Source organism: Roseobacter sp. GAI101, from assembly GCF_000156335.1.
Lineage (GTDB): Bacteria > Pseudomonadota > Alphaproteobacteria > Rhodobacterales > Rhodobacteraceae > Sulfitobacter.
On sequence record NZ_DS999213.1, the window covers coordinates 2,560,127 to 2,585,158 of the forward strand.

Annotated in this window: 17 protein-coding genes; 3 read left to right on the plus strand and 14 right to left on the minus strand. The window is 57.1% G+C overall.

The genetic code is table 11. The annotated features are described in order from the left end of the window. Positions 1 to 54 precede the first annotated feature (54 nt). From RGAI101_RS11925 to RGAI101_RS11945, 5 genes are all read right to left on the minus strand, one after another. Positions 55 to 2,190, minus strand: a complete 2,136-nt coding sequence (locus tag RGAI101_RS11925; RefSeq protein WP_037229486.1) for a polysaccharide biosynthesis tyrosine autokinase — start codon at positions 2,188 to 2,190, stop codon at positions 55 to 57. A 235-nt stretch (positions 2,191 to 2,425) separates the two neighbouring features. Further along, complete coding sequence (locus RGAI101_RS11930; RefSeq protein WP_008225263.1) at positions 2,426 to 2,989, minus strand: PqiC family protein; 564 nt, start codon at positions 2,987 to 2,989, stop codon at positions 2,426 to 2,428. 3 nt (positions 2,990 to 2,992) lie between these two features. Beyond that, the gene (locus RGAI101_RS11935; protein ID WP_008226442.1) at positions 2,993 to 5,077 is read right to left on the minus strand and encodes an MlaD family protein; all 2,085 of its coding nucleotides are present in this window, start codon (positions 5,075 to 5,077) and stop codon (positions 2,993 to 2,995) included. Further along, on the minus strand, positions 5,070 to 5,672 hold the full coding sequence (locus RGAI101_RS11940) for a paraquat-inducible protein A (RefSeq protein WP_037228109.1): 603 nt from the start codon (positions 5,670 to 5,672) through the stop codon (positions 5,070 to 5,072). The genes RGAI101_RS11935 and RGAI101_RS11940 overlap by 8 nt, the downstream gene beginning before the upstream one ends. A gap of 11 nt (positions 5,673 to 5,683) precedes the next feature. Then, positions 5,684 to 6,331, minus strand: a complete 648-nt coding sequence (locus tag RGAI101_RS11945) for a paraquat-inducible protein A (protein ID WP_008225796.1) — start codon at positions 6,329 to 6,331, stop codon at positions 5,684 to 5,686. A gap of 167 nt (positions 6,332 to 6,498) precedes the next feature. On the opposite strand from RGAI101_RS11945, the gene RGAI101_RS11950 reads away from it, so the two are divergent. Then, positions 6,499 to 7,059, plus strand: coding sequence for a type 1 glutamine amidotransferase domain-containing protein (locus tag RGAI101_RS11950; protein ID WP_008226752.1), 561 nt, complete (start codon positions 6,499 to 6,501; stop codon positions 7,057 to 7,059). 75 nt (positions 7,060 to 7,134) lie between these two features. Here RGAI101_RS11950 and RGAI101_RS11955 read toward each other — a convergent pair whose 3' ends face one another. The 7 genes from RGAI101_RS11955 to RGAI101_RS11985 all read right to left on the minus strand — a co-directional run bounded on the left by RGAI101_RS11955 (position 7,135) and on the right by RGAI101_RS11985 (position 18,903). Further along, positions 7,135 to 8,457: an aspartate aminotransferase family protein gene (locus RGAI101_RS11955; RefSeq protein ID WP_008228613.1), complete on the minus strand. Its 1,323-nt coding sequence runs from the start codon at positions 8,455 to 8,457 to the stop codon at positions 7,135 to 7,137. Between the two features lie 22 nt (positions 8,458 to 8,479). After that, complete coding sequence (locus tag RGAI101_RS11960) at positions 8,480 to 9,451, minus strand: C45 family autoproteolytic acyltransferase/hydolase (protein WP_008229062.1); 972 nt, start codon at positions 9,449 to 9,451, stop codon at positions 8,480 to 8,482. Between the two features lie 18 nt (positions 9,452 to 9,469). Beyond that, entirely contained in the window at positions 9,470 to 10,930 is a 1,461-nt protein-coding gene (locus RGAI101_RS11965) for a biotin carboxylase (protein WP_008227599.1), read from the minus strand. Between the two features lie 17 nt (positions 10,931 to 10,947). Next, positions 10,948 to 13,686 carry an aminotransferase class I/II-fold pyridoxal phosphate-dependent enzyme gene (locus tag RGAI101_RS11970; RefSeq protein WP_037228111.1) on the minus strand — a complete coding sequence of 913 codons (2,739 nt, stop codon included), beginning with the start codon at positions 13,684 to 13,686 and terminating at the stop codon, positions 10,948 to 10,950. A gap of 79 nt (positions 13,687 to 13,765) precedes the next feature. Next, entirely contained in the window at positions 13,766 to 14,884 is a 1,119-nt protein-coding gene (locus RGAI101_RS11975) for a carbon-nitrogen hydrolase family protein (protein WP_008225870.1), read from the minus strand. A gap of 166 nt (positions 14,885 to 15,050) precedes the next feature. Further along, complete coding sequence (locus RGAI101_RS11980; RefSeq protein WP_008228948.1) at positions 15,051 to 17,819, minus strand: TRAP transporter permease; 2,769 nt, start codon at positions 17,817 to 17,819, stop codon at positions 15,051 to 15,053. A 124-nt stretch (positions 17,820 to 17,943) separates the two neighbouring features. Beyond that, a complete protein-coding gene (locus RGAI101_RS11985; protein ID WP_008225682.1) occupies positions 17,944 to 18,903 on the minus strand; it encodes a TAXI family TRAP transporter solute-binding subunit in 960 nt (319 codons plus the stop codon). 448 nt (positions 18,904 to 19,351) lie between these two features. Between RGAI101_RS11985 and RGAI101_RS11990 the strand changes: the two genes are divergently transcribed. Next, positions 19,352 to 20,968: an FMN-binding glutamate synthase family protein gene (locus RGAI101_RS11990; RefSeq protein WP_008226795.1), complete on the plus strand. Its 1,617-nt coding sequence runs from the start codon at positions 19,352 to 19,354 to the stop codon at positions 20,966 to 20,968. 122 nt (positions 20,969 to 21,090) lie between these two features. On the opposite strand, the gene gabT is transcribed toward RGAI101_RS11990, so the two are convergent. Next, the gene (gabT, locus tag RGAI101_RS11995; RefSeq protein WP_083792045.1) at positions 21,091 to 22,485 is read right to left on the minus strand and encodes a 4-aminobutyrate--2-oxoglutarate transaminase; all 1,395 of its coding nucleotides are present in this window, start codon (positions 22,483 to 22,485) and stop codon (positions 21,091 to 21,093) included. Positions 22,486 to 22,675: 190 nt separating this feature from the next. Here gabT and RGAI101_RS12000 point away from each other — a divergent pair, with 190 nt between their 5' ends. Continuing rightward, entirely contained in the window at positions 22,676 to 23,227 is a 552-nt protein-coding gene (locus tag RGAI101_RS12000; protein WP_008228101.1) for a cupin domain-containing protein, read from the plus strand. A gap of 81 nt (positions 23,228 to 23,308) precedes the next feature. Here the strand turns inward: RGAI101_RS12000 and RGAI101_RS12005 are convergent, their stop codons facing one another. Further along, positions 23,309 to 25,030: a sensor histidine kinase gene (locus RGAI101_RS12005; RefSeq protein WP_008227174.1), complete on the minus strand. Its 1,722-nt coding sequence runs from the start codon at positions 25,028 to 25,030 to the stop codon at positions 23,309 to 23,311. Positions 25,031 to 25,032: the final 2 nt, after the last annotated feature.

Consider the following 25,032-nt stretch of genomic DNA (forward strand, 5'->3'; position numbering starts at 1 on the left):
CGCATGAAAAGAACAGGGCAAGTTCAAGGCAGCGCTTTGGGCCGCCCAGAACATTTAGCTGTCGTAATATCCCCGGCCATAGGCGGCGAACGATCCTGAATCGTTGCCATATCCGTAGCTTTTCATGCCTTTTTCATTGATCTGACTTAGGACCAGACCCGTAATGCGCTGATTTGAGTTATGGAAGAACCGCATGGATTCTTCGACCAGCGCCTTGCTGGTGCTGTCCCATTTGACCGAGAACAGAATCGCATCGGCGTTTTCCGCAATGATCCGCGCATCGGGGACAACCAGCACAGGCGGCGTATCAATGATGATGAAATCATATTTCTGCCGCATCTCGGTGATGAATTTCTTGAACGTATCCGACGAAAACAGGTCCGCGGCGTTTACGTTGGTCTTTTCACCGGCCAGCACGTCAGCCTCGAACCCTTTGGGCCTGTGGATGGCATCTTCGAATTTCACATCACCATTCAGCACCGATGCGATGCCTGTTTTCGGCAGCGTCGGGAAATACTCGTTCAACGTCCTGCGGCGGATATCGCCTTCGACCAGCAGAACCGACTTGCCCAGTCCGGCAAGGAATTTGGCCAGCGACAGCGACACCGTCGTCTTACCCTCACCGGGGATTGAAGACGTCGACAGGATGACCTGCGGTTTCTTGTCGACATTTGACAACATCAAAGACGTGCGCAGATTTCGAATGGATTCCGCCGCGGCCGACGTCGGTTTTTCAGACAGATAGGACAGCGTGTCCATCCGCGCCCGCGACGGGATAAGGGGGATTTGGCCAATCACCGTATAGCCGGTAAGCCGCTCAAGATCACTGGCCGTCCGGAAGGTGCTTGTCTTCATCTCGCGGTACAGCACGATGCAAGATCCAAGAAACGCACCAAGGATCAGCCAGATCGCAATGATGCGGGTCTTGCGCGGAGCGCTCGGGGCACCCGGAACCACGGCCTTGGACAACAAACGGCTGTCCGCCTTCTGGATACCCTCCTGGGCAGATGTTTCCTTGAGACGGGTCAGGAAATACTCGTAGAGCAAACGGGTCGCCTCGGCCTCGCGGGTAAGCTGTTGCAAGGTAATCAAATCCTGCCCCTGCTTTGAAACCTGATTTGAAACGTCTGCCTCTGACACACGCAGGGCATTCAGCTGTTGGTTCGACCGCAGCAAATCCGCCTGGGCGCGTTCAATCAATGCAGCATATCGCGCGCCGAACAAGTTCTGGCTGGCTTCCGTATCAAGACCACCGGCTGCGATCCGGTCCAACGCCGCGTCATTGGCGGCCTTCAACTTGGCTTCATCCGTTTCGGCATCCAGCAAACCGGCAAGCCGCGTCTCGATCACCGAATTCGCGGTCTCAGCGCTTGAAATACGGTCGCGCAAATCCTTGATCTGACGTTCAAGCGCCTGCAAGGCTTCGACCGACACCAGCTGCGTTTGCGCCGTGAAACCGGATACGTTTTTTTCAGCTGTCTCCAGCTCAATCTGCAATTCAGAAACCCGATTGCTCAGCCATTCTGTCGCTTTCTCCGTCGCCTCGAATTTCACTTCGATCTGGTTCAGGATGTAAAGCTCAACGAATGTATCTGCGATCAGCGCAGATTTAACGGGTGACTGCGATTCAACAGTCACGTTGAAAACCAGACTTCTGGTGATGTTTCGGATTCCGACCTTGCCCAGAAGGCTGGCAACCACGTTGTCGCGGATACGATTCTGCATCAATACACTGTCAGGGGCGAAATCCGTCGGGGCTTCATCCGAAGAAATCAGCCCGTTGATCCGCGCCTTGAGCGACGCGATCATCCCCGGCTTTCTAAGGCGCGCATTGAATTCTGGGTCTTCGATCAGGTTCAGCCGATCAACGACCTTACCGGCAAGGCCGCGTGATCTGAGAACTTCGACTTCGGTATTCACTGCCGTCGCGTCGCCGGAAAACCCGCCGACGACGGCCTGTAGGTCAACAACCTTGTCCTGCTGGGTTTCCAGAATGACCACAGCCGTTGACCGATAAAGCGGGATAGCGACTTTATATGCGTAATATGCCGCCAGACCGACAGCGATGGCCGTCACAAGCGCGATGATCCATTTGCCGCGCCAAAGCGTGCCGACCATCGCACCGAAGTCGATGCTATCGTCGTCATCGGCTTGGGTGGGTGCAAAGTTCTGTGAGCTCTGATTCATCATATTCAGCTTGTCCAATTATCGAAGCCAGAAAATGACTTACTCGATCTTGCTTCTTGGCGACCTTAACGAACAAGCGGTGAAATTCCCACCATATTCCCCAAGAATTGCCTATTTGCGGTTGGCGCTAACAGCGCGCCATTCATAATAGTAAATTTTTCCCGAACAGTCGTTTACTTGCTCAATCAAGTGTCACTTGTCCAGTGTTGAAACGACTGACGGTCGGCAATCTTTTGCTTTACTTAAGACCTTCTCGGGCGATGAAGCTTGCCAGATCCAAGATCAACTGCCCCCGTGCTGCGGCAATTGCTGCCGGACCGCCCTTGGGATCATAACCAACCGCCAGATCGAAAAGCCCCGACCGTTCGCGTCTGCCATCCGTCACAGCGACGAAATACTGGCCTGATGCCCTGAACTGACCTGCATCCGAGGCCAGCAATTCGCTAAAGCGTACTTCGACGCGCGCATCCGGATAGGCCTCGAAGGGCCACGGTTCCGAGGCGACGCGGCGGTTTGTCAGACGGGCCAGATTTTCGCTAAGTTCAAGAGCGACGGCGCGCGATGGCGCATCCGCCCAAAGCTGGTCCGCAGAACTGACCAACGTCCCGTTGCTTTTCCGGATATGGATTTCATCCGCCGCCGCGTAGCTGGGCAAAGACACATCTCGCACTTCGACAGCGGCAAAGCTGATGCTGATCTTTTCGGTGACCGGAGGCGACTGTACCGCAAAGCGATCCGCAGACCCGCAAGCGACCAGCGTCAATGTCAGGCCGACAGTCGCGATCGTTTTCAAAATGTTCATGTTTTACCGTCCCAGCAAAAGCGAATTGGGGTTACGTTCAATGGTGCGCGCCAAAGATGCAAGCGCATCGGCGGCTTTTTGGATATCGCGCATTGTATCCTGCGCCGTCCGGCTGATCTGATCGCCTTGGTTATACCCTTCGATCGTCCGGCTGGCCTGCGTGAACAACGAAGACAGGCGGTCGACGATCTGCGGCAGATCCTGCGCGGAAACGGCGATGTTATCCGCAGCATTGCGCGCAGAGGCGAGCGTTTGGTTCACGTTTTCAATCGCCCCGCCCTCGCGGAGTTCCTGCAAGGTATAGTTCAACTCGTCCAGGGCGTTCTTCAGCGACCCCGGCAAGGCAACCGCATCCGGCGTGCCGATCACCTGATCCGCAGAGCGGGTCAGGGCGGTCAGTTCGTCTACCAGCTGCTGCAATTCCAGCTTGCCGGCGTTGGCGGCGACAGTCTCTATTTCAGCGATCAACGCTGGCACACCTTCGGTCGAGGTCGTAAAGGAGTCAGCCGCCGCCGATACGGAATCCACGGCATCCAGCAGGCGTTTTGCCATCTGTTCCTGTTCAAGAGTCGCGACGAGCGTTTCGACGCGCAACAGCGTCGCGTTCAGTGTCACCGGAATATTTTTCACCGAATCCGACGACACAAGGCCGGTGACTTCGTTGATCAGGGTCCGCACATCCTTGGGCGTTTGCTGCAATTCGTCGCTGCCGATGAACATCTGTGCCGAATTCATCAGACCGATGGCGCTGTTCAGCAATTCCTCGATCGGCAGGTTGTTGATCCGGGTGAACACACCTTCGACTGTCGCGGCAGCATCCGACGTCTCGTTTTCCGTTGTCGGCATGACCGGATAACTGTCCCCGGCCTCGACAAGACGGGCGGGGGGTGCATCCGGCACCAGGATCATCTCGACCTTCAATCCGCCAGTCAGCAGGCTGGCAGAAGCAAGCCGCGCCCGCAGCCCGTTGGCGACACGATCCTGCAGCAGCGACAGCGCGCTGGCCGCAGACACTTCACCGGGCAGACCAAGCCGTGCGGGCTGGATTGATAAGGTCGCATTCAACCGCACACGGCTGTCACCGAACTGGTTGTAATCGACGATACCCGACAGGGATTCCACCTCGCCGATGTTCAGACCGCTCAGTTCGACAGGCGCACCGACGGCCAGCCCCGATATGTTATCTTCAAATATCACGCTCAGTTCCAGCGGATCGACTTCGGAGGCATTAAAGACGGAACTGCGTGCCTCCTCCTTGCTTGGGAAAATCTCGAAGACGGTGCCATCCTGAACACGGTCGCCACCCGATACGAAGGTATCAAAGGTGATGCCCCCGCCGACGAGGGTCGCAATGGATTCAAAATCCACCTCGGCGCCACCCGGCCCGATCGACAGGCTAAAGCCCGAAGTGTCCCAAAAGCGGGTCGAACTGTTGACCAGATTACGGTGCTCTTCGTAGATCAGCGCCTCGACGATGGCAAAGTTGCCCCCCGGAGAGATCTGCGCCTTGCCGACGCGGCCAACCTCGATCCCGCGGTACAGGATCGGCGCATCATCTGTCAGCTGGCCATTGCCCACCGTGCGAAAGGCGATCTGCAAGCCCGATTGCCCCGGACGGATCAGCGGGGCCGCGTCAGACCCGACAAAACGGTCGGCAAATGTCCCCACTTCGGCATTCCACGATCCTTCAATATAGACGCCGCTCAGCACCGTGCTAAGGCCCGTGATCCCCTGAGCGGTGACTTCTGGCTGAACGACCCAGAACGCAGCGCTGTTATCGATGAAAGGGGCGACATCCTTGTCGACGCGGATCGTGGCAACGACCTTGCCCAATCCTTCGCTGAACCCGACCTCTTCGACGCGGCCGACCGTCACATCGCGGTAGCGCAATTCGGTTTCGCCTGCCTTGATGCCCGCACCCTTGTCGAATTCAACGTAAATCTCGGGCCCACGCGCATTATAGCTGCTCCAGGCAACGCTCAACGCGGCGAACAGCGCCAAAATCGGAATGATCCAGACAAAGGACGCGCCGCTCAGGAACAGCCTGCGCGCAGATTTCACCGACACTTCGGGTGGCGTTTCAGTCATTTAATGGGGTTCCGTCCTTGGTCTGCTTGTCCCAGATCAAGCGAGAATCGAACGCCTGCGCCGAAAGCATGGTAAAAATAACCGACAATGCAAAGAACATGCTTGCCGGACCAGGGTTAATATTTGCAAGGGTATTGAGTTGCACAAGAGATGACAAAATCGCAACCACAAAGATATCGATCATCGACCAACGTCCGATGTATTCAACGACTTCGTACATCAGATGGCGCGCATGGTTGCCGCCCGCGCCGGGTCGTCTGACGCTGACAGCCAGATACGCAACCGCCCAGAATTTGGCGAGCGGGATCGCGACAGATGCCAACAGAATGATGAACGCAATCCCGAAGGCACCGTGATGGGCCAATTCGACCGCACCACCGACGATGGTACTTTCGTCATTCTCGAACAGGGTCTTGGTCTTGAGCATCGGGTACACATTCGCAGGAACATAGCACATCAGGCCGACGATCCAGAAGGCCCATACCTTTTGCAGGCTATGGGCATCGCGCGACACCATCTTGTGCCCGCAGCGCCCGCAGGTCTGCGTACCCAAGGGCCAGGCCCGAGTGCACCGCGTGCAGGCCACAAGGCCCATTTCCCGCGCGCTCAGGATTTTTTGGGGTGTTCCAGAGAATTCCATACCGACCATCTACACATAAAGCTTTCCTGCGCCACCAGCAGAACCACCAATCCTCCGAACATCCAGAACGCAGGACCAAAACCGACTGTCGCAAGATCCGCGATCTTGACCAGCGCCACCGCACACCCAAGCGCAAAGATTTCCGCCATCGACCAGGGTTGCAGTGCCTGGGAAAACCGAAACGCCTGCATCGCATACCGTGCGGGGGGCAGATCAAGCACAATCGGCACCAAGACATAGAGCGTCAGCATCGCGCGGACCAGCGGCACCACCATGATCAATCCCGCCGTCGCCAGCGCCAGCAGCACCATGGGTCCGCTCGAGAATGCCAAGGCTGAATCAAACACGGAAACTGAATTCTTGTTGCCCGCCGCATCAATCGTCAGAAACGGAAAGAACGTCGCCCCGATGATCAGAATGAACGTGGCCAAGGCGATCGCGATGATCTTCAGCCCTGCCTGCCGTCGCGGTGCGATCAGGACGGTGTGACAGCGTTGGCAGACCGCCTTTTCACCCGTCTCAGGCTCTTTCAAATGAAACACGGCATCGCACTGCGGACAAACGATAAGCTCTGTCAGCGGGAGTGAGATATCAGGATCGACCGTGTCTTTCATAGCGGGCTTATACAGAAGGTTTTTATCGGGTGATATGCAAAAATCCACACGTTTTAGTCATTGAATCGCCCCTTTTTACCCGAATTCGGGGCGCTTTTGTTGGAACGTTCGTGCGAAGGCATGCGTTTGTTCGGTGAAGATCCTGAACGAAAGCAAGGAGCATAAGAATGACACAGATTACAAACGCAAAAATCCTGATCCTTTCAACCAACGGGTTCGAACAATCCGAACTGGAACGCCCGCTGAACGACCTGAAATCCAAGGGTGCGACAGTTCACGTTGCGACCCCGGACGGCGCGGATATCAAGGGTTGGGACCAAAAGGATTGGGGCCAGACCGTCCCTGCAGATAAGGCATTGGCTGACGTCGCTGTGGCTGACTATGACGCCATCGTATTGCCCGGCGGCCAGATGAACCCCGATATCCTGCGCGCCAACAAGGATGCTGTGGCGTTGATCAAGCTGTTTGCCGACGCAGGCAAAACGATCGCGGCCATTTGCCATGCCCCATGGCTGTTGATCGAAGCCGGAATTATCGAAGGCCGCAAGGCAACGTCCTATCATTCGATTGCGACCGACCTGAAAAATGCCGGTGCGCACTTTGAAGACAGCGAAGTTGTCGTCGATCAGGGGATCATCACCAGCCGTTCCCCCGAAGATTTGGATGCGTTCATCGCCAAGATCGTTGAAGAGATCGAAGAAGGCGAACACCACCGCGTTGCTGCGTGACACAATCGCAGCTTCGCGTGACGTGACACTATCTTGAAAGACGGGGCCTGTGCCCCGTCTTTTGCTGTTTGGCAATCATTGCAGGGCTTGGGTGATGCTCTTGCCCAGCTTTTCAACCAGTTCGTCGATCTGAGCATCCGAGATGATGAACGGCGGGGCCAGCAGAACGTGATCGCCGGTCTTCCCGTCGATCGTGCCGGACATCGGATAGCAGATCAGCCCGTTTTCAAACGCGTGTTTCTTGATCTTGGCAGCGATCCCGCGTGACGGATCAAAAGGTTCCTTTGTCTCGCGGTTGGCAACCATCTCGACGCCCATGAACAACCCGCGCCCGCGGATGTCGCCGACATTCGGATGCTGGCCAAAGGCCGTGTTGAGCGCCGCACGCAACCTGTCGCCCTGGCGCTGCACGTTAGACAGCAAATCACGCTCTAACACGGCAGAAACCACTGCGACACCCGCCGCGGCGGCGGTCGGATGGCCGACATAGGTATGCCCGTGCTGGAAAAAACCGGTCCCGTCCGCGATCGTCTGATAGATTTCCGCCGTACAAAGCATAGCGCCGATCGGCTGGTAACCGCCCCCCAGGCCCTTGGCAATGCACAGGATATCGGGGCTGACGCCTTCCTGGCTGCAGGCAAACAAAGCGCCTGTGCGCCCCATGCCGCACATGACCTCGTCCAAAATCAGCAGGACGCCGTATTGATCGCAAATCTCGCGGATGCGTTTGAAATAGCCCGGGGCCGCCGTCAGCGCGCCGGATGTGGCCCCCACGACTGGTTCCGCGATGAACGCCATCACGGTTTCAGGGCCGACACGTAGCAACTCTTCCTCAAGCAGGTTTGCGGCGCGCAGGCCGTATTCTTCGGGCGTTTCGCCATCGTGTTTCAGGCGGTATTCATAGCACGGGTCAATGTGGCTGATGTCCAGCAACAAGGGCGCGAACTGTGCCCGACGCCATTCGTTTCCACCTGCCGACAGCGCCCCGATCGTGTTGCCGTGATAGCTTTGCTTGCGGGCGATGATGCGCCCGCGCTGCGGCTCGCCCCTTTCGACGTGATATTGCCGGGCCAGTTTCAACGCGGCCTCGACGGCTTCGGACCCGCCGGAAACCAGATAAACGCGGTCCAGATCACCGGGGGCGTGTTCAATCAACAGATCGGCCAGGGTTTCAGCAGGTTCAGAGGTGAAAAATCCGGTATGTGCATAGGCAAGCTGATCCAGCTGGTGCTTGATCGCATCGATCACTGCCGTGTCGCCGTGGCCAAGGCATGACACCGCCGCCCCGCCCGAGGCGTCCAGATATTGCTTTCCGCTGGCGTCGGTCAGGTAGCAACCTTCGCCGCTGACGGCGACCGGCGGCAGGTTGCGGGTGTGGCGGGGAAAGATATGAGACATGGGAACTTCCTTTGCTCAGGGTTCAGGCAACGCCGGGCAGCAACACCTTGCGCGACCCTTCCTCGAATTCATCAATCGTATGGGACCAGACGGTGCCCGGCCAGCGCAGTTCCATCTCGCGTTTCCGCGGTCGGTAGACGGCAGTGTAAAGCGTGCCAAACCCCGCATTGAACTGGTGTGAATAAAGCGGCGGCTTCAAGAACGTCCCGATGAACTTTTCCTCGGGGTCGCGATGGAAACGCAGACGTTGCAGCAGATAGCGTTCACGTTCGACCGTGGCGGTAAACCGTGCGTGGCTGATCCATTCAACGGTTTCCTGATGGTTGGTGGCCACGGCAGCATTGGTGATCAGCGTTTCGCGATCGGGGGCCATGAAGGCGGTCAGGTACTTGCGTTTGCGGTCCAGCACGGTGACGTTATAGCTCATGTGGGTCGGTACGCGGGCCAGTACCTTGCCTGCCTCTTCCGTTGTCTCGCAGGTTTGCAAGACATAGCGCAGGATCAGCGGCACGCCGAAACCGACACCCACGACCCGCCTGCCACCGAAGGTCAGCGAAATCGACAGGCCAGCGTCATTGACCCCGTCGACCAGCCCGAACAGCCCGTCAGAAGTGCCCATCACCTTGCGCCCCTGCCAGCCCGTGTGCAGCAGCAGACTGTCGAAAGCGTTGGTATTATAGTCATAGTTGCGCACCAGGACGGGTTCCCTGCCGCCCCAGACCGCTTGGCTGCAGCCCGACAGATACGGCGGCGGGCAATAGAAGCTCAGGAACCTTGCCGCCAAATCACTGCCGCCGGCCATTTCACTAAGCGCTTCGTACAGCGGGACGATCTCGGGCATATGGGCTTTCAGCGCCCGCAGACATTCGGCATAGGTCGGGCGCACGGCTTCGCCCTCCTTCAGCCACCATTTGCGGTAGTGAGGCCAGTATTCGGCGAAAAGCCCAGCCCATTTAGGACCGGGCAATTCTTCTGATATCGCACGCCATAGCATGTGCTGGCCTTTCAAGCCCTATAGGATTTTGAACGCCGGGTCTGACATGGCCGGGCCTGCTTCGGCAACGGGCAAGGGGCGTCCGTTGACCGATTGCTTGATCCCGTGAATCCACTTTTTCGCGCGCTCGTTCAACTGGAAAGACTTGGTCATCGACCGGCCACGGGTCACAAGGATACCGATGTCGGCCCCTTCATAGCGGTAATCACCGGGCTGGAGGATCCGCAGGAAGAAGGCTTCGTTTTCGGACTCCACCGCACGGCGGTGATAATCGAAACGGTCAAATACCACACGCCCGTCTTCGAGCATCTTGTAGATACCGGTTTCAGGGGCTTCGGTACAGATATCAACGCTGTCTTCGGTATGCTTGATGACCATCTGCGACCAGCTGTCGATCATGTCCGGGTCTGCCCAGCGGTTGTTCAGCTCCGACGTGTCGAGCTTGAATTTTTTCTTCGAGAATTCAAGCAGGTGGAACAGGAACAAGGGCGCATCCGCATGGGCGAACGCCGCGTGGTTCGTCATGGACGACGCACCTGTGATGCGGGGATTCAATTCGCCCAGCCAGATGTCGCCGGTCTTTTTGTCAATCAGGAAATCCAGTTCGAAATATCCGCGATAGCCTTCCTTGCGCAGCTGTTCACCGAATTTAAACGTCAGTTCGCGAGCCTTTTGCCGGACTTTCGGCGGGAAGGCCGTGGACAGGATTTCATTGCCGCACCAACCGCCCCGATAAGGCGTGAGGTCTTTGAACCCGACCAGTTCGGTCATCAGCGGGCCGACGATCGTGCCTTGGGATGTGGCGCACGCCTCGATCGCAGAGCCGCGACAATCGATGCGCTTCATGATCTTGATTTCGCCTTCGCCGACGATCTCGGATTCGTGGCGGCGGAAGTCTGCTTCGGACTTGATGAAGAAGGTGGTGTGCCCGCTGTCACCAAAGGCAGATTGCAGCACCAGATCGTGACCGATGCCTGCTTTTTCGCAGGTCTTCTTGAGGTCTTCGTAATCTTTGACCTCTGCCAGCACGTTTGGCACCGATGGCACGCCGGCCTTGTTGCCGATGCGGACGGTTTCGATCTTGTTGTCCATCTTCTGGCGCAGCTTGGCCTTTGGGAACCAGACATCAGCCCCCAATTCCTTGGACAGACGTTCTGTTTCTTCGTCGAACATCAGGAACACGAACTTGGGCTTGCCGCCGCGCCGTTTGATAAAGTCGATGACTTCCTTGTGCTGCAACAGATAGTTGTTGATGTCCTCGATGGACTGGAATTCGGCATGGGGCTGCTCGGACGGGCAGAACACGTTCGGGTGCTTGCCGCCGTAGCAGTCGATGTAGCAGATATATTTAAAGTTCTTGACCCATTCATCGAGCCCCAACAGGTTAAAGTTGGTCGCCGAGATGAAATAGATCGGGTCTTCGTTTCGGTGAAAGAACCGGCGGATTTCCGAGATATTCTTGAGAACAGTCGTGGTCATAGGTTTGGGTCCTTTTCTTATTCAGGTGAAGACGAAAGATTTTTCTTCCGCACGCGTTTCAGCGCTGCTTCGGTAAAGACGCGCAGCCCCAGATCGGGGCGGTAGCCGTGGATTTCGCTGACATCCAAGGCACGCATGAACGACAGGATTTCCTGGCTGACGACCTGTCCGGGGACAAGGATCGGAAAGCCGGGGGGATAGGGGATGATGAAACTGGCCGAAACGACGGTCTTGCCAGCATCCATAGCCTCGCGAAGGGTTCCGTTCAGGTCGAGGTAGTCGGTGTTTTTTTCGTCGTAAGACAGGAAGAACGCCGTGCGAATATCGCCTTCGGAAGTGACGTTGTCGTTGCGGAACGCCTCGTGGAAGCGGCTGAAATCGGGCAACGGCGGATAGTTTTCCATCAGGTTGGCGACACGGTTGTCGAAGGACCGGCGCTCCATCTTGCTGGCATCGTCCAGCAGATCGTCCAGCGATTTGGCGATTTCGACCAGAACTTCGATCAGATAGGCGACCGATGACCGTGTGGTCCCGATGTTGGTCATGAACAACACGGTATTGCGCGATGTCTTGTTGATCTGGATGCCGTATTTATCCATCAGGATATCGGTCTTGAACGTGTCACCGTCCCAGCCCGTGCCCCCCACCAACAGCGTCACACGGCTGGCATCAAGGACGAACTGGTCCTTTTCCCAGCAGTCCCACATGTCGGTCCAGCCCTGTTCCTGATCGTAATAGCTGGTAACCCCGCTTTCGCGATATTCCTCGGGGATCATGTCGCCTGCGGTCAGCACCTTGAAGTATTTCGACAGCAGCGGATGGTCGGCAATGGCACGCCGCATCGACAGGGCCGCTTCGATCTGGCGCTGCACAAATTCGAACCCTTCCAGTTCGACCTGACGCCGCCCGACGTCCAGCGACGCGATGATCTGATAGTTCGGAGAGGTCGACGTGTGGGTCATGTAGGCTTCGTGGAAGGACTGTTCGACCTCGCCCTTGAAATCCTGATCGTTGACGTGGATCATCGACCCCTGCCGCAAGGATGTCAGCGTTTTATGCGTGGATTGCGTGGTATAGACTCGGACCCGCGACTTGGGCGGCGGGATCAGCCGCGTGTTCAGCAGTGTTTCGTCATCCGCATCTTTCAGCTTGGCCTGTTGTTTTTCGTAGGCTTCGGCGTGCTTGGCGGATTTGAACTTTTCGCGCAGCGTGTTGGCGGCGTTCATGCCGGTGCGCTGGCGGTATGTCGGGTTGAACCGCGCAAAGGCGAACCATGCTTCGTCCCACAGGAAGATCAGGTCGGGCTTGATCGCCAGACATTCCTCCATGACGCGTTCGACGTTGTAGACCAGACCGTCGAAAGTGCAGTTGGTCAGCAGCAACATGCGAACCTGATCCAGCTTGCCCGCCGCTTTCAGGGCCAGCAACTGGTGCTTGATCTCGCGCAGCGGCACGGCACCGTACATCGAATATTCATTCAGCGGATAGCTGTCGAGGTAGCAGACCTGCGCGCCTGCCAGCACCATGCCGTAATGGTGCGACTTGTGGCAATCGCGGTCGACCAGAACGATGTCTCCGGGCCTGACCAGCGCCTGCACGACGATCTTGTTACAGGTCGAGGTGCCGTTGGTGGCAAAGAATGTCTGCTTTGACCCGAATGCGCGGGACGCCAGTTCCTGGGCTTCCTTGATGGGGCCGTGCGGTTCAAGCAAGCTGTCCAGCCCGCCCGAGGTGGCAGAGGTTTCGGCAAGAAAGATGTTAGGCCCGTAAAACGCGCCCATGTCCTGAATCCAATGCGACCGGGTAATCGATTTACCGCGGCTGATCGGCATCGCGTGGAACACGCCGGTAGGCTGTTTGGAGTATTCGACCAAGGCGGTAAAGAACGGCGATTTGTTGCGGGCCTGAACACCGCGCAGGATGTTCAGGTGAAGCTCCATAAAGTCTTCCTGGTTATAGAAGACGCGGCGGCAGATACCCAGATCAAGGCCTGCGATGTCTTCGACAGACCGTTCGGTGACCAGATAGGCGTCCAGCTCGGGGCGCACCTTGGCAATCATGCGGCACAGTTCGGGGCCATAGTTTTCGGGCTGCAGCTTGTCGATCTCTTCCTGACCGCCGGCACGGGCCAAGGACCGGGCCAGGATCGGCTCGTCCGTCTTTGACTTCAGCGTCAGACCGGGGCGTACCACGATGGCCTGGATATTGTGGTTGAACATCACCGCGATCAGCGCGTCTTCGATGGAACGCACGACGACCGCTTCGTAATGGAATGGGTCTTCGACGCGGCGCATGCGGGACACGTTGGACTTGAGCCAGCGTTCCTGCTGTTCGTTCACGTCATCGACGATCAGCACTTCGAAATAGGGTTTGGTCAGCGCGCGTGCTTCGGGGGACAGCATCGCTTCGTCATCGTGTTCTTCGTGGTCGATGCTGTCGCGTTCCAGCGGGATCGACCGGCGGCGATAGGCACCGGTGGTCAGCGCGCGGGTGATGCGGTTCACGGCAAAGGACAGGTCGTCAAAGCTGCTGTTGTTCAGCATGCGTTGCAGATGTTCGAACGCGGGCATGCCGGGGAAAGCCCAGTAGGGTTCGATAAAGGAGAGCGACATGAAAAGGGCATGGCATTTGCCACGCAGAAAATCGATCTCTTCCTTCTTGGGGTCACGGGTCAAGGCCATGGTGGCCTCGCGCAGTGCGCTCCATCGGTCGGACCGAAGTTGGATCGCCGAGGAATAATCGTTCATAGAATGCATCAATCGTACTCCGCTATGGGCGTTTCACTGCTGCATCATGGGGTCTGGCCAAAGGATGACCGGACCCCAAAGCGACAGCTTAGCCGCTGGATGGTTCTCCTGTCCCGGCCAATGTGCCGGGCTTTACATGTGGATTGGGTGTCGCCGCAGTCGGAACTGCGGGTACGGCTGCAGGGGCATGGGCGTGTATCGCCGCCGTCCCTGCGGTTTCATTTGCAAGTGGTTCCGGCGCAAACTCTGGCTGGGGCTGCGTAAAACCGGGCGTCGCGTCATGGCCTTTGAACGCTGGCACATCCGGCACGCGCTGCGCGGGCACATCGACGAACAAGCCGGCACGCGACCCCTGTTGAGGGACCTCAAGCGGGCCAAGTGTATTCAGGTAAGCGTCCGTCCCGCTGTTGCGATCATAGATCGAGAAATCGGTCGACCGGTCACGGAAGGATTTCAGAACCTGCCCAAGACCTTTCATTCCGGTTTCACGCTGGCGTCGCACCATCGACAGGTCGATTTCGATCGGGAACATGTCTTCCTGACCACCTGACTGGTGCAAGACCATCGACGTCGGATCAACAACGCATGATTTACCGATGCCCCCAGCCCCAAGGCCGTTCACGTCGATGACGTAGCACTGGAACTGCACCGCGGTGGCACGGGCGATCGCCAGTTCGGCGTCGCGGTCTGTAGTGCCGGTCAGCACAGGGTGCAAAAGCACCTCGACGCCCTGGCTGCTCAGCTGGCGCGTCGTCTCGGGGAACCACATGTCATAGCAGATCGACAGACCGAAACGGCCCACCTCGGGTACGTCGAACACACAGAAATCCGTGCCTGCCGCGATCCCGGCTTCGTAGGGCCGAAACGGGAACATCTTGGCATAGCGCCGGATGATCTCGCCCTCGGGGTTGATCACGACGGACGTGTTGTAGACGCGCCCATCTTCGGGATCTTTCAGGAACAACGATCCCGGGATCAGCCAGATGCGATGCTTGAGAGCCGCAGCCTGAAAGATTTCAAGCGTTTCGTTTTCCGGTGGCAGGGCAAACTGGTCCAGCGGGCCGAAAGGGGCAAGTTCCGAAAACAGAACCATCTGTGTCCAGGGAAACCGCGTCATCAGAATGTCCAGGCGTTGCAGCATACCGGCAACGTTGGATTCGAGAGCGTGGACGTACATTTGTACGCCTGCGATTGCGAAAGGTGTCATTTGAGAATTCTCCGTCCAACGGGGCGGCGATGGTGGGAAAAATTCCGGCCAAACGCCCCTGTTGGCCTGTCCATAGCGCCATCTCTGGCAACATGAAACAGGGGAGTTGCGGACAACTCAAGCGGCCATCGCATGGCTTCTATGCGTAACGTGCACAAAGTCATTTCTAGGCCGCGACAGCCTTGCGGGTGCCACGCGCATTGCGGCCCCGTTGCAGCATGACGACCAGCGCCAACAGCAGCAAAGCGGGGATGAACATCCAGTATTTACTGGGGGTTTCGACCGGCTTGAGCACGCGCAGCACCTCTTGATCCCAGTCCAGACCGGCGCTCGCAGCCGGTGAATCATAAAGCACGTCGTCAATGATCATCTTGTCGCCATCCATGCGCGTGACGATCCCTGCGGCTTCCAGCTTTTCCTCGCCCGTGGCACCTGCGCTGATCGGCAGAAGGGCGACGAATTCGATAGGATCACCCAGATCGCCGACACCGGACACACGCAGGCGCAGATCTTCACCGCTTGGCGTATCGGCAGCGGCCTGCACGATCTCGGCCGGGGCTTCCTCAAGGTAGGGTGGGAAAACCATGTCCATCCAGAACCCCGGACGGAACAGCGTGAACGCGATCAGCAGCAGCGCAATCGTTTCGTAGAAACGGTTTTTCGCCAGGAACCAACCTTGGGTCGCTGCCGCGAACAGCAGCATCGCAAAGGTCGCGACAATGAAGACGAATATGCCCTGGAACATGGTGACGTTGATCAGCAGCAGTTCGGTGTTGAAGATAAACAGGAACGGCAAGGCGGCGGTGCGCAACGAATAAAAGAACGCGACCACACCGGTCTTGATCGGATCACCACCGGATACAGCGGCAGCCGCAAAGCTGGCCAGACCCACGGGCGGCGTCACATCGGCCATGATGCCGAAGTAGAACACGAACAGGTGCACGGCGATCAGCGGCACGATCAATCCGTTTTGCTGGCCCAGCGTCACGATGACGGGGGCAAGCAACGCGGACACGACGATATAGTTCGCCGTGGTCGGCAGCCCCATCCCAAGGATCAGCGACAGGACCGCCGTCAGGAACAGAATGGCCAAGATGTTGCCGCCTGACAGAACCTCGACCACATCGGCAAGGGCCGAACCGACACCGGTCTGGCTGACCACGCCGACGATGATACCCGCCGTCGCCGTGGCGATGCCGATACCGATCATGTTGCGCGCACCGACGACCAGACCGTCGATCAGGTCTTTCAGACCTTCCCCCACATCATTGGCGAACTGGCTTTCGCCACGGAAAATCGCCATCAGCGGACGCTGGGTGACGAGGATGAAAACCATATAGGTCGTCGCCCAGAACGCAGACAGGCCGGGGGAAAGGCGATCGACCATCAGCGCCCAGACCAACACGACGATCGGCAGGATAAAGTGCAGACCGGACCGGACCGTCGGGCCGGGCAAAGGCAAGCGTGTGACAGGCGCGTTCGGATCGTCCAGTTTCAGCGGCTCTTCCTTTGAACCGACATACAGCAGGGCGGCGTAAATGGCCGTCAGCACACCAAAGATGATGTAGCCCGCGCTGTTCGGGAATGCAGGGCGCAACCACCCCATGCCATAGTAAACGGCAAAGCTGAGCGCACAGATGCAGGCGATGATGAATGCCGACACCAGCAGGCGCTGGATGATGGGCTTGGGCGTATAGGGGCGTTCAAGGCCAACCATTCCGGCCTTCAGAGCCTCTAGATGGACGATATACACGAGCGCGATGTAGGAAATCACCGCTGGCAGAAACGCGTGTTTGACCACGTCGAAATAGGGGATGCCCACATATTCAACCATCAGGAACGCAGCCGCACCCATAACGGGCGGCATGATCTGACCGTTCACGGACGATGCAACCTCGACCGCGCCAGCCTTTTCCGAACTGAACCCGACTTTCTTCATCAACGGGATCGTAAATGTCCCGGTGGTGACGACGTTTGCGATGGAAGAGCCCGAGATGAGGCCCGTCATGGCCGAAGAAACCACAGCCGCTTTTGCAGGCCCGCCCTTCATGTGCCCCATCAGGCTGAACGCCACCTGAATGAAATAGTTGCCCGCGCCCGCCTTATCCAGCAATGCGCCGAACAGAACGAACAGGAAAACAAACGAGGTTGAAACACCAAGCGCGATGCCGAATACACCTTCGGTGGTGATCCACTGGTGGTTCACGATTTCGGACAGGCTGTTGCCCTTGTGCGCGATGATGTCGGGCATGACCGGACCAAGGACGTTGTAAATTAGGAATACAGACGCCACGATCATCAGGGCCGGGCCAAGCGCGCGGCGCGTTGCCTCGAGCAGGATCATGATGCCGATGACGAAAACAACCGTGTCTTGCATGTTCGGCGCGCCAACACGCCCCGAGATTTCACGGTAATAGACGAACAGATACAGGGCCGAGGCCGCACCGACGACGGCCAGGATCCACTCCCAAATCGGAATGCGATTCTTGGGGGACCCCAAGACGACCGAAGCGACCATGGCGATGGCGACAAGCGGTATCCACCATGTCGGCGTGTCGTCTTTGGCACCGACCATAAACAGGTAGGCCAGGACAATCGGCACAATCACGCCAAGGCCCAGCTGCACCTTGGTGCGGGCTGCGGGGAATGCGGCAATGCCCAGGAAAATGGCAAAGGCAAGGTGGATCGAACGGGTTTCAGTGTCGTTGAAGACACCCCAACCGACGACAAAGGGAATGGGTGATGCGATCCAAAGCTGGAACAAGGACCATGCAAGTGCTGTCAGCGCAAGGAAAACGCCAACGTTCCCCGTCGCGGATCTGCCACCGGTGTCAGAGGAAGCAACAAGTTCATCAAGCTCCAACTGGCTTAGCCCACCTTTTCCGGCGGCTTCGGCTTCGACGGCAGCGGCTTGCTGTTGATCATTATTTGACATGTATCGTCCCCTTGGCGGCCCCGTCTTAGGACAGGTGCACTTTTATTATCGTCGGGCAGGTCTTTTACAAATTAGGTCCAGAAGCGGGGTGCGCCCGCTTCTGGTGATATTCAGAGAGTGTGGATTACTCCATCCAGCCACGCTCTTTGTAGTACTTCACGGCACCGTCATGCAAAGGCGCGGACAGACCGTCTTTGATCATCTCTTCTTCCTTGAGGTTCTCAAACGCGGGGTGCAGCTTCTTGAAGCGGTCAAAGTTGTCGAACACAGCTTTCACGACTTCGTAAACAACCTCATCATCAACATCCGACGACGTCACGAAGGTTGCTTTCACACCGAATGTCTTAACTTCGCTGTCTGTACCCTTGTACATGCCACCTGGAACGGTCGCATAAGCGTAGAACGGGTTGTCGGCGACCAGCTTGTCGATCGCTTCGCCTTCGACTGGAACCAGCTTGGCATCGACGGTGGAAACCGCTTCCTGGATCGACCCGTTCGGGTGACCGACGGTGTAGATGATCGCATCGACCTTGTTGTCGCCCAGTGCGGCGGCTTGCTCGGCTGGCTTCAGCTCGGATGCCAATGCAAAGTCATCCATTGTCCAACCCTTGGCGGCCAGAACAACTTCCATCGTGGCCAGCTGACCGGAACCGGGGTTACCCACGTTAACGCGCTTGCCCTTAAGGTCGTCAAAGCTTTCGATGCCCGCATCGGCGCGTGCAATCACGGTGAAGGGTTCGGAATGGACAGAGAAAACTGCGCGCTCTTTGTCGAACTTGTCACCTTCGAACTGCGAAGAACCGTTATAGGCGTGGAACTGCCAATCGGACTGGGCAACACCCATGTCCATGTCGCCGGCCTTGATCGCGTTGATGTTGGCGATGGACCCACCTGTCGAAGGTGCCGTGCACTTCAGACCGGTTGTGGCGCTGTCACGGTTTACCAGACGGCAGATCGACTGACCCACGACAAAGTAAACACCTGTCTGGCCACCGGTGCCGATGGTGATGAATTTTTCTTGCGCTGTCGCAGCAGTCCCCGCGACAAGCGCGGATGCGATGGCGATGGACTTGAAAATCGTCATTTGAAGTCTCCCAACTTTTTACTCAGAACCCGCGTCATTTATGCGCGGATTTTCTATCATAGCCTGAATGAACGCAGATACCGAGCCGTTAAACAAGTCAATTTATTTGGCCTTCAGCATGGATTTCCGCGCCGCGCACAAGGCGAAGGGATTGCCAAGCCAAAGCCTGGCCCTAGGTTATGTTATTTTATCAAGTCGTTGGATATACTAAGCGGTAAAAATTTTGAACAGCAAGGCAAGAACGCTAAGACCCTGCAAATAAATGCAGATTTATTGGAGATCGAATTTTGCAAACCCAAACAAAGAGGGACTGTTGATAAAATCAAACATTCCAGTTTCACTCGGTCGAACTTATATCGGACGCGTTCAGACACATTTGAGAATATTATGATATACGTGCGGCCGATAAGTATTTCAGCCTAAAAAAATCGCATCAGCAGGAGCATCCATGCACAAAATCCCGTCCCTTGCCCGCTTTGCCACCTTTGCAGGAGTCGTCGTTTTGGCGCTGGTTTCATTGATCTTGATGGCCGTCTGGTCAGCATGGTTCATCATACCGCTGGCGCTGTTCGGCATCTTGTCGTCGATGGGCACCTATGACCTTGTCCAGGAGAAACATTCGATCCTGCGGAATTACCCTGTGTTGGGACATATGCGGTTTTTCTTTGAAGGAATCCGGCCAGAGATTCGGCAGTATCTGATTGAATCCGATCAGGACGAAGAACCCTTCAGCCGCGACGACCGATCCCTGGTCTATCAGCGCGCCAAAGGGCAGGAAGATGCACGGCCCTTCGGCACCCGGATGCGGGTCTATGATGCCGGTTATTCCTGGGTGACGCACTCGGTTCAGCCGGTCCATATCGAAGACACCGACTTTCGTGTGCGCATTGGCGGCAAGGATTGCGCACAACCTTATAATGCCTCGATTTACAACATCTCGGCGATGAGCTTTGGATCACTGTCCGCGAACGCCATCAGCGCGCTGAACACCGGGGCCCGGCTGGGCGGGTTTGCGCATGATACGGGCGAAGGCGGGATCAGCCGCTATCACCGTACCGGCGGTGGCGATCTGATCTATGAAGTCGGGTCAGGCTATTTCGGCTGCCGGACCGATGCGGGTAACTTTGACCCCGAAAAATTCAAGGAACAGGCCAGCAGCGACCAGATCAAGATGATCGAACTGAAACTGAGCCAAGGGGCCAAGCCGGGCCATGGCGGCATGCTGCCCGCTTCGAAGATCAGCGAAGAAATCGCCGAGGCGCGCGGCGTGCCCATGGGGCGTGATTGTATATCGCCTGCGGCCCATTCCGCGTTCACCACCCCGATCGAGATGATGGAATTTCTGGGCAAGCTGCGGGATCTTTCTGGCGGTAAACCGGTGGGCTTCAAGCTGTGCATCGGCCACCAGCGCGAATTCATGTGCATGGTCAAGGCGATGCTGGAAACCGGCATTGTCCCCGACTTTATCGTGGTGGATGGCACCGAAGGCGGTACAGGGGCGGCACCGCTTGAGTTTGCCAATCACGTGGGCATGCCGATGGTCGAAGGGCTGACCTTTGTGCATAATACGTTGCGCGGTGCGGGCATCCGCGATCAGGTCAAGCTTGGGGCCGCGGGCAAAGTCGTCTCGGCCTTTGACATTGCACGGGCCTTGGCGCTCGGGGCGGATTGGTGCAACTCTGCGCGGGGGTTCATGTTTGCGATCGGCTGCATCCAGGCACAGGCGTGTCACACAAACCACTGCCCTGTCGGTGTCGCGACTCAAGACCCTATCCGCCAACGTGCCCTTGATGTCGGGCACAAAAGCGAACGCGTTGCACGGTTTCACCGCAACACCCTCGCCGCATTGGGAGAAATGACAGGTGCCGCAGGGTTGACGCATCCGAGCGATTTCCTGCCCCGCCACCTGATGCTGCGCCAAGGTGACAAAAGCATGGTCCAAGGCGACGAGGTGTTTGGCTACCTGCCCGAAGGATACCTTCTGGACGATAACTCGCCCGACTTCAAAGGCAACAAAACCCGCTGGGGCCGCGCACAAGCGTCAAGCTTTGTCCCCTTCGATTGATCCAGGTGCCGGAATTTTCGAGAACTCCGAACCGACTTTTTGAAAAAACGGCTTACCAAAACAAAAGGCGCGCAGGTTTCCCGGCGCGCCTCTTTTCTAACGTCTGGTTTGAACTCTGAAGCTTAGAATGCTTCGTCAGCAACAGCAGCCAAAACCGCATCTTCGAAGATCGCGAGGCCTTCTTCCACGATCTCATCCGAGGCCGTCAGGGGAACCATAACGCGGATCGCGTTGCCTTGCATGCCACAGCTCAGCAGCAGCAGACCACGCTTCAGCGCATGGGCGATCACGCGCTTGGTGAAATCACCGTCTGCCTTCGCGCTTTCAAAGTCGGTCACAAACTCGACCGCGACCATCGCACCAAGACCGCGAATGTCCCACATACGGAACGGTGCGGCACGGGCACCAATCTCGGCAAAACGGGCCTTCAGGTGTTCGCCCATTCTGGTCGAGCGCGCCAGCAGGCCTTCGTCTTCGATCGCGGCAATCGCGGCAAGAGCCGCAGCACAGGCCACGGGGTTGCCCCCATAGGTGCCCCCCAAGCCGCCTGGTGCCATCGCGTCCATCACGTCGGCGCGGCCAATCACGCCTGCCAGCGGATAGCCACCCGCCATGGATTTCGCCACGGTGATCAGATCGGGCACGACACCAGAATGTTCAATCGCGAACCATGTACCCGTACGGCCAAAGCCGGCTTGGACTTCATCCGCGATCAGCAAGATACCATGTTCGTCGCAAATTTCACGCAGCTGACGCATCATGTCGAATGGCACGGGCGTATAGCCACCTTCGCCCAGAACGGGTTCGATGATGATGGCGGCAATGCGCTCTGGCTGGGCATCGGTCAGGAACAGGTTCTTGAGGCCGATGATCGCGTCTTCGACGGTGATACCATCACGCTGGGACGGGAATGGCGCGCGGAAGATGTCTGCAGGGAAGGGTCCGACGTCTTTCTTGTAGGGCGACACTTTGCCGGTCAGGCCAAGCGTCAGCAGCGTACGGCCATGGTAGCTGCCAGTAAAGGCGATCACACCGGGGCGACCGGTCGCCGCGCGTGCAATCTTGACCGCGTTTTCAACAGCTTCGGCACCCGTGGTGACCAGAAGGGTCTTTTTGGGCATATCGCCGGGCGCAAGCGCGTTCAACTTTTCAGCCAGCTCGATATAGGGCGCGTAGGGCACGACCTGAAAGCTGGTGTGCGTGTACTGATCTTCTTGCGCCTTGGCAGCTGCGACCACTTTGGGGTGACGGTGACCGGTGTTCAAAACGCCGATGCCGCCCACGAAATCAATGTAGCGGTTGCCGTCTTCGTCCCAAAGTTCGGCATTCTCGGCGTATTTCGCATAGATCTGCGCAGCAGAGGCAACACCACGGGGCACAGCCAGTTCGCGGCGGGCGGCCAACTGGGCATTCGTCTCAATAGAAATATTCGCCTGAAGCATATCGGGGACGATCGTGCTTTTGGCAGTTTTCTTTGCAGCGCCCTTGCGGGACGGCTTTTTCGCGGTGCTAGACATCTACAAATCCTTTAAATGGAACGCAGGCGTGCGTTTAAAATCCTCTTATTGCGTTTAATTTAATTGTCAATGAAGTTTCAGCGGTGCGCAATGGTTCACATTCGCGCCCGCTAAATTTCGCCTGTAATTTCGCCTGTAATTGCATGGCGATAGGGTTTAGATGGTGCATCGAAACTTTTAGGGGTCGGGCGTGGACATAGGTCATCGGCTAAGAACGATTCGCGAAGAACGTGGCCTTTCGCAACGGGAACTTGCCGCCAAGGCGGGCCTGACCAACGGGACCATCTCCCTGATCGAAAAGAACAAGACCAGCCCGTCTGTCGCATCCCTGAAAAGCCTGCTTGATGCGATCCCGATCAGCATGGCGGAGTTTTTCTCTCCTCTCGAAGATGCCGAGACCCCCAAAGTGTTTTACCGGCAAAGCGAGTTTATCGAAATTTCACCCTCCAGCGAAGGACAGGTGTCTTTGCGCCAGCTTGGCAATGCAGAACAGCATTCACTGCAGGTCTTGCATGAAACCTATCCGCCAGGGGCGGATACGGGCCCCGAATTGCTCGTTCATGACGGCGAAGAAGCCGGCGTCGTGATCTCAGGAGAGATTGAAGTTACCGTCGACAATGCCGTTTCGGTGCTCGCTCCGGGCGACGGCTATATGTTTGACAGCCGACTGCCACACAGATTTCGCAACATCGGCACAGTGACCTGCGTCGTCGTCAGCGCCTGTACCCCGCCAAGTTTCTGACGAAACTCATGCGCGGCTTGCCACGTCCTGGTTAAAACAAAGCAATAGGCACAAGACCTTCTGAAAACCCTCAGACTGCAGTTAGTAGTCGTAGATTTCCTTTTGCCGCAGGGGCACGGGGAATTCGACCCTGATGCTGAAGTCCTTATCGTTTTCTGTGACCTCGACCTGACCGTTCAACTGACGTGAAAATGCATTGATCAGACGCATCCCCAAACCAGTTCCGACCTCGGGATCAACCATGCCGATGGTATTCTTCACAACCAAAAGCGCCATTTCCGGCTTGGTATAAACCAGTCTTATTTCGACCTTGCCTTGCGCATTTCCGGACACGTCGACGTATTTAAGAGCGTTCGTAAGCGCCTCTGATACCAACAGCGTCAGCGGCGCGGCGTCGTCAGGATCAAGCTGGATTGCCTCATATTCCTGTACCACCTCTACACCCGTCCCACTGGGCAGACCGACACTGAGAAGTTGATTGACGATCTCGTTGACCAGCGCGCCCCCGTCGACGCGGGTCAGGTTATCATCCTGGTAAAGACTCTTGTGAACAGTCGCGAGGCCAAGAATGCGGTCTTGAAGGCGTTGCAACACGCGTTTGGCATCCGGTGTGGCCGCTTGGCGGATCTGCATGTTCATGATCGACGAGATCAATTGCAGGTTATTCTTGACGCGGTGATGCACTTCTTTGAGCAGGATGTTCTTCTGTCGCAGACTGTCTTCCAACAAGGCCTCGTCGCGCAGGATCGATTCAGCCATGCCGACAAAGGCCTGCTCCATCGCGACGATCTCGGTCGGGACAACCCCGCCAAGCGGCGCGCGCGGCAGGGTTCTGTTCAAGGCGAAATGGCGCATCTGCCGCCCCAGCTTGCGGATATGTCGTATCGCAAGACGGTTGAGCGCCCAGAACGCGACGATCAGACTGGCAAGCCACATGACGGCCGGCAGAAACAGGGCAAGGGTCGTGGTTCTTCCGGTTTGCAGCACCGGGGAATCCTCTGACCAAACGCTCATCGCGTAGACAGCATCCGACACGATGGGCATCACGGCATAGACCCGAGGTTGGCCCTTGTTGTTGGTTGCGCGGAACACGCGACCGGATTGGCTGATGTACCATTTCAGCTCAGACGCCGAAGGCAACTCCTCCCGCGCAATCTCGCGTCCATTTTCGGATGTCAGAATTTCACCCTCAGAATTGAAGGTCAACATAGCTTGCGGCGGGTTGGTCAGGTCAGGTTCCGTCACTTTCTGGAACACTCTTTCCGGGATCGACATGTTCACGAATCCGCGCAATTCGCTTTCAATGTAAAGCGGCACGGTAACGACCAGAATTGGTTCCTTGGTGATTGGCGCATCGTTCAGGATATGCGCCATCCGCGATTTGTTGCGCAGCATGCTCTTGAACACGTCCAAGTCGGAGATGTCCGTTATATTACCGGAGGATATGCAGTTAATCTCGCCATTGGCCATGACATAGCTGACGACAGTATAGAGGTTGGATGACTTCTGGTACTCGCGCAGGAACGCGCTGCACGACCTGCTGTCCCTTTTAATCAGGCTCACCACGGATGCCAGCGCTTCGGCCGCGCCGAATGCTTCCTGGATCATACTGCTTTCCTGGCTGGATGCCTGTTCGGTGATCGCCAGCAAGGACAGCTCGGAATTTTCAAGATTCTGTTCTGCAATCTCCCGCGTCTGAAAGACCGAGATCAGCCCAATGGGCAACAATGCAAGCGACAGGAATAGCAAAACCTTGAAGGCAAGACTGCGCAGCACGTCCGTGGTTAAAAATCCAGAAGTCATTT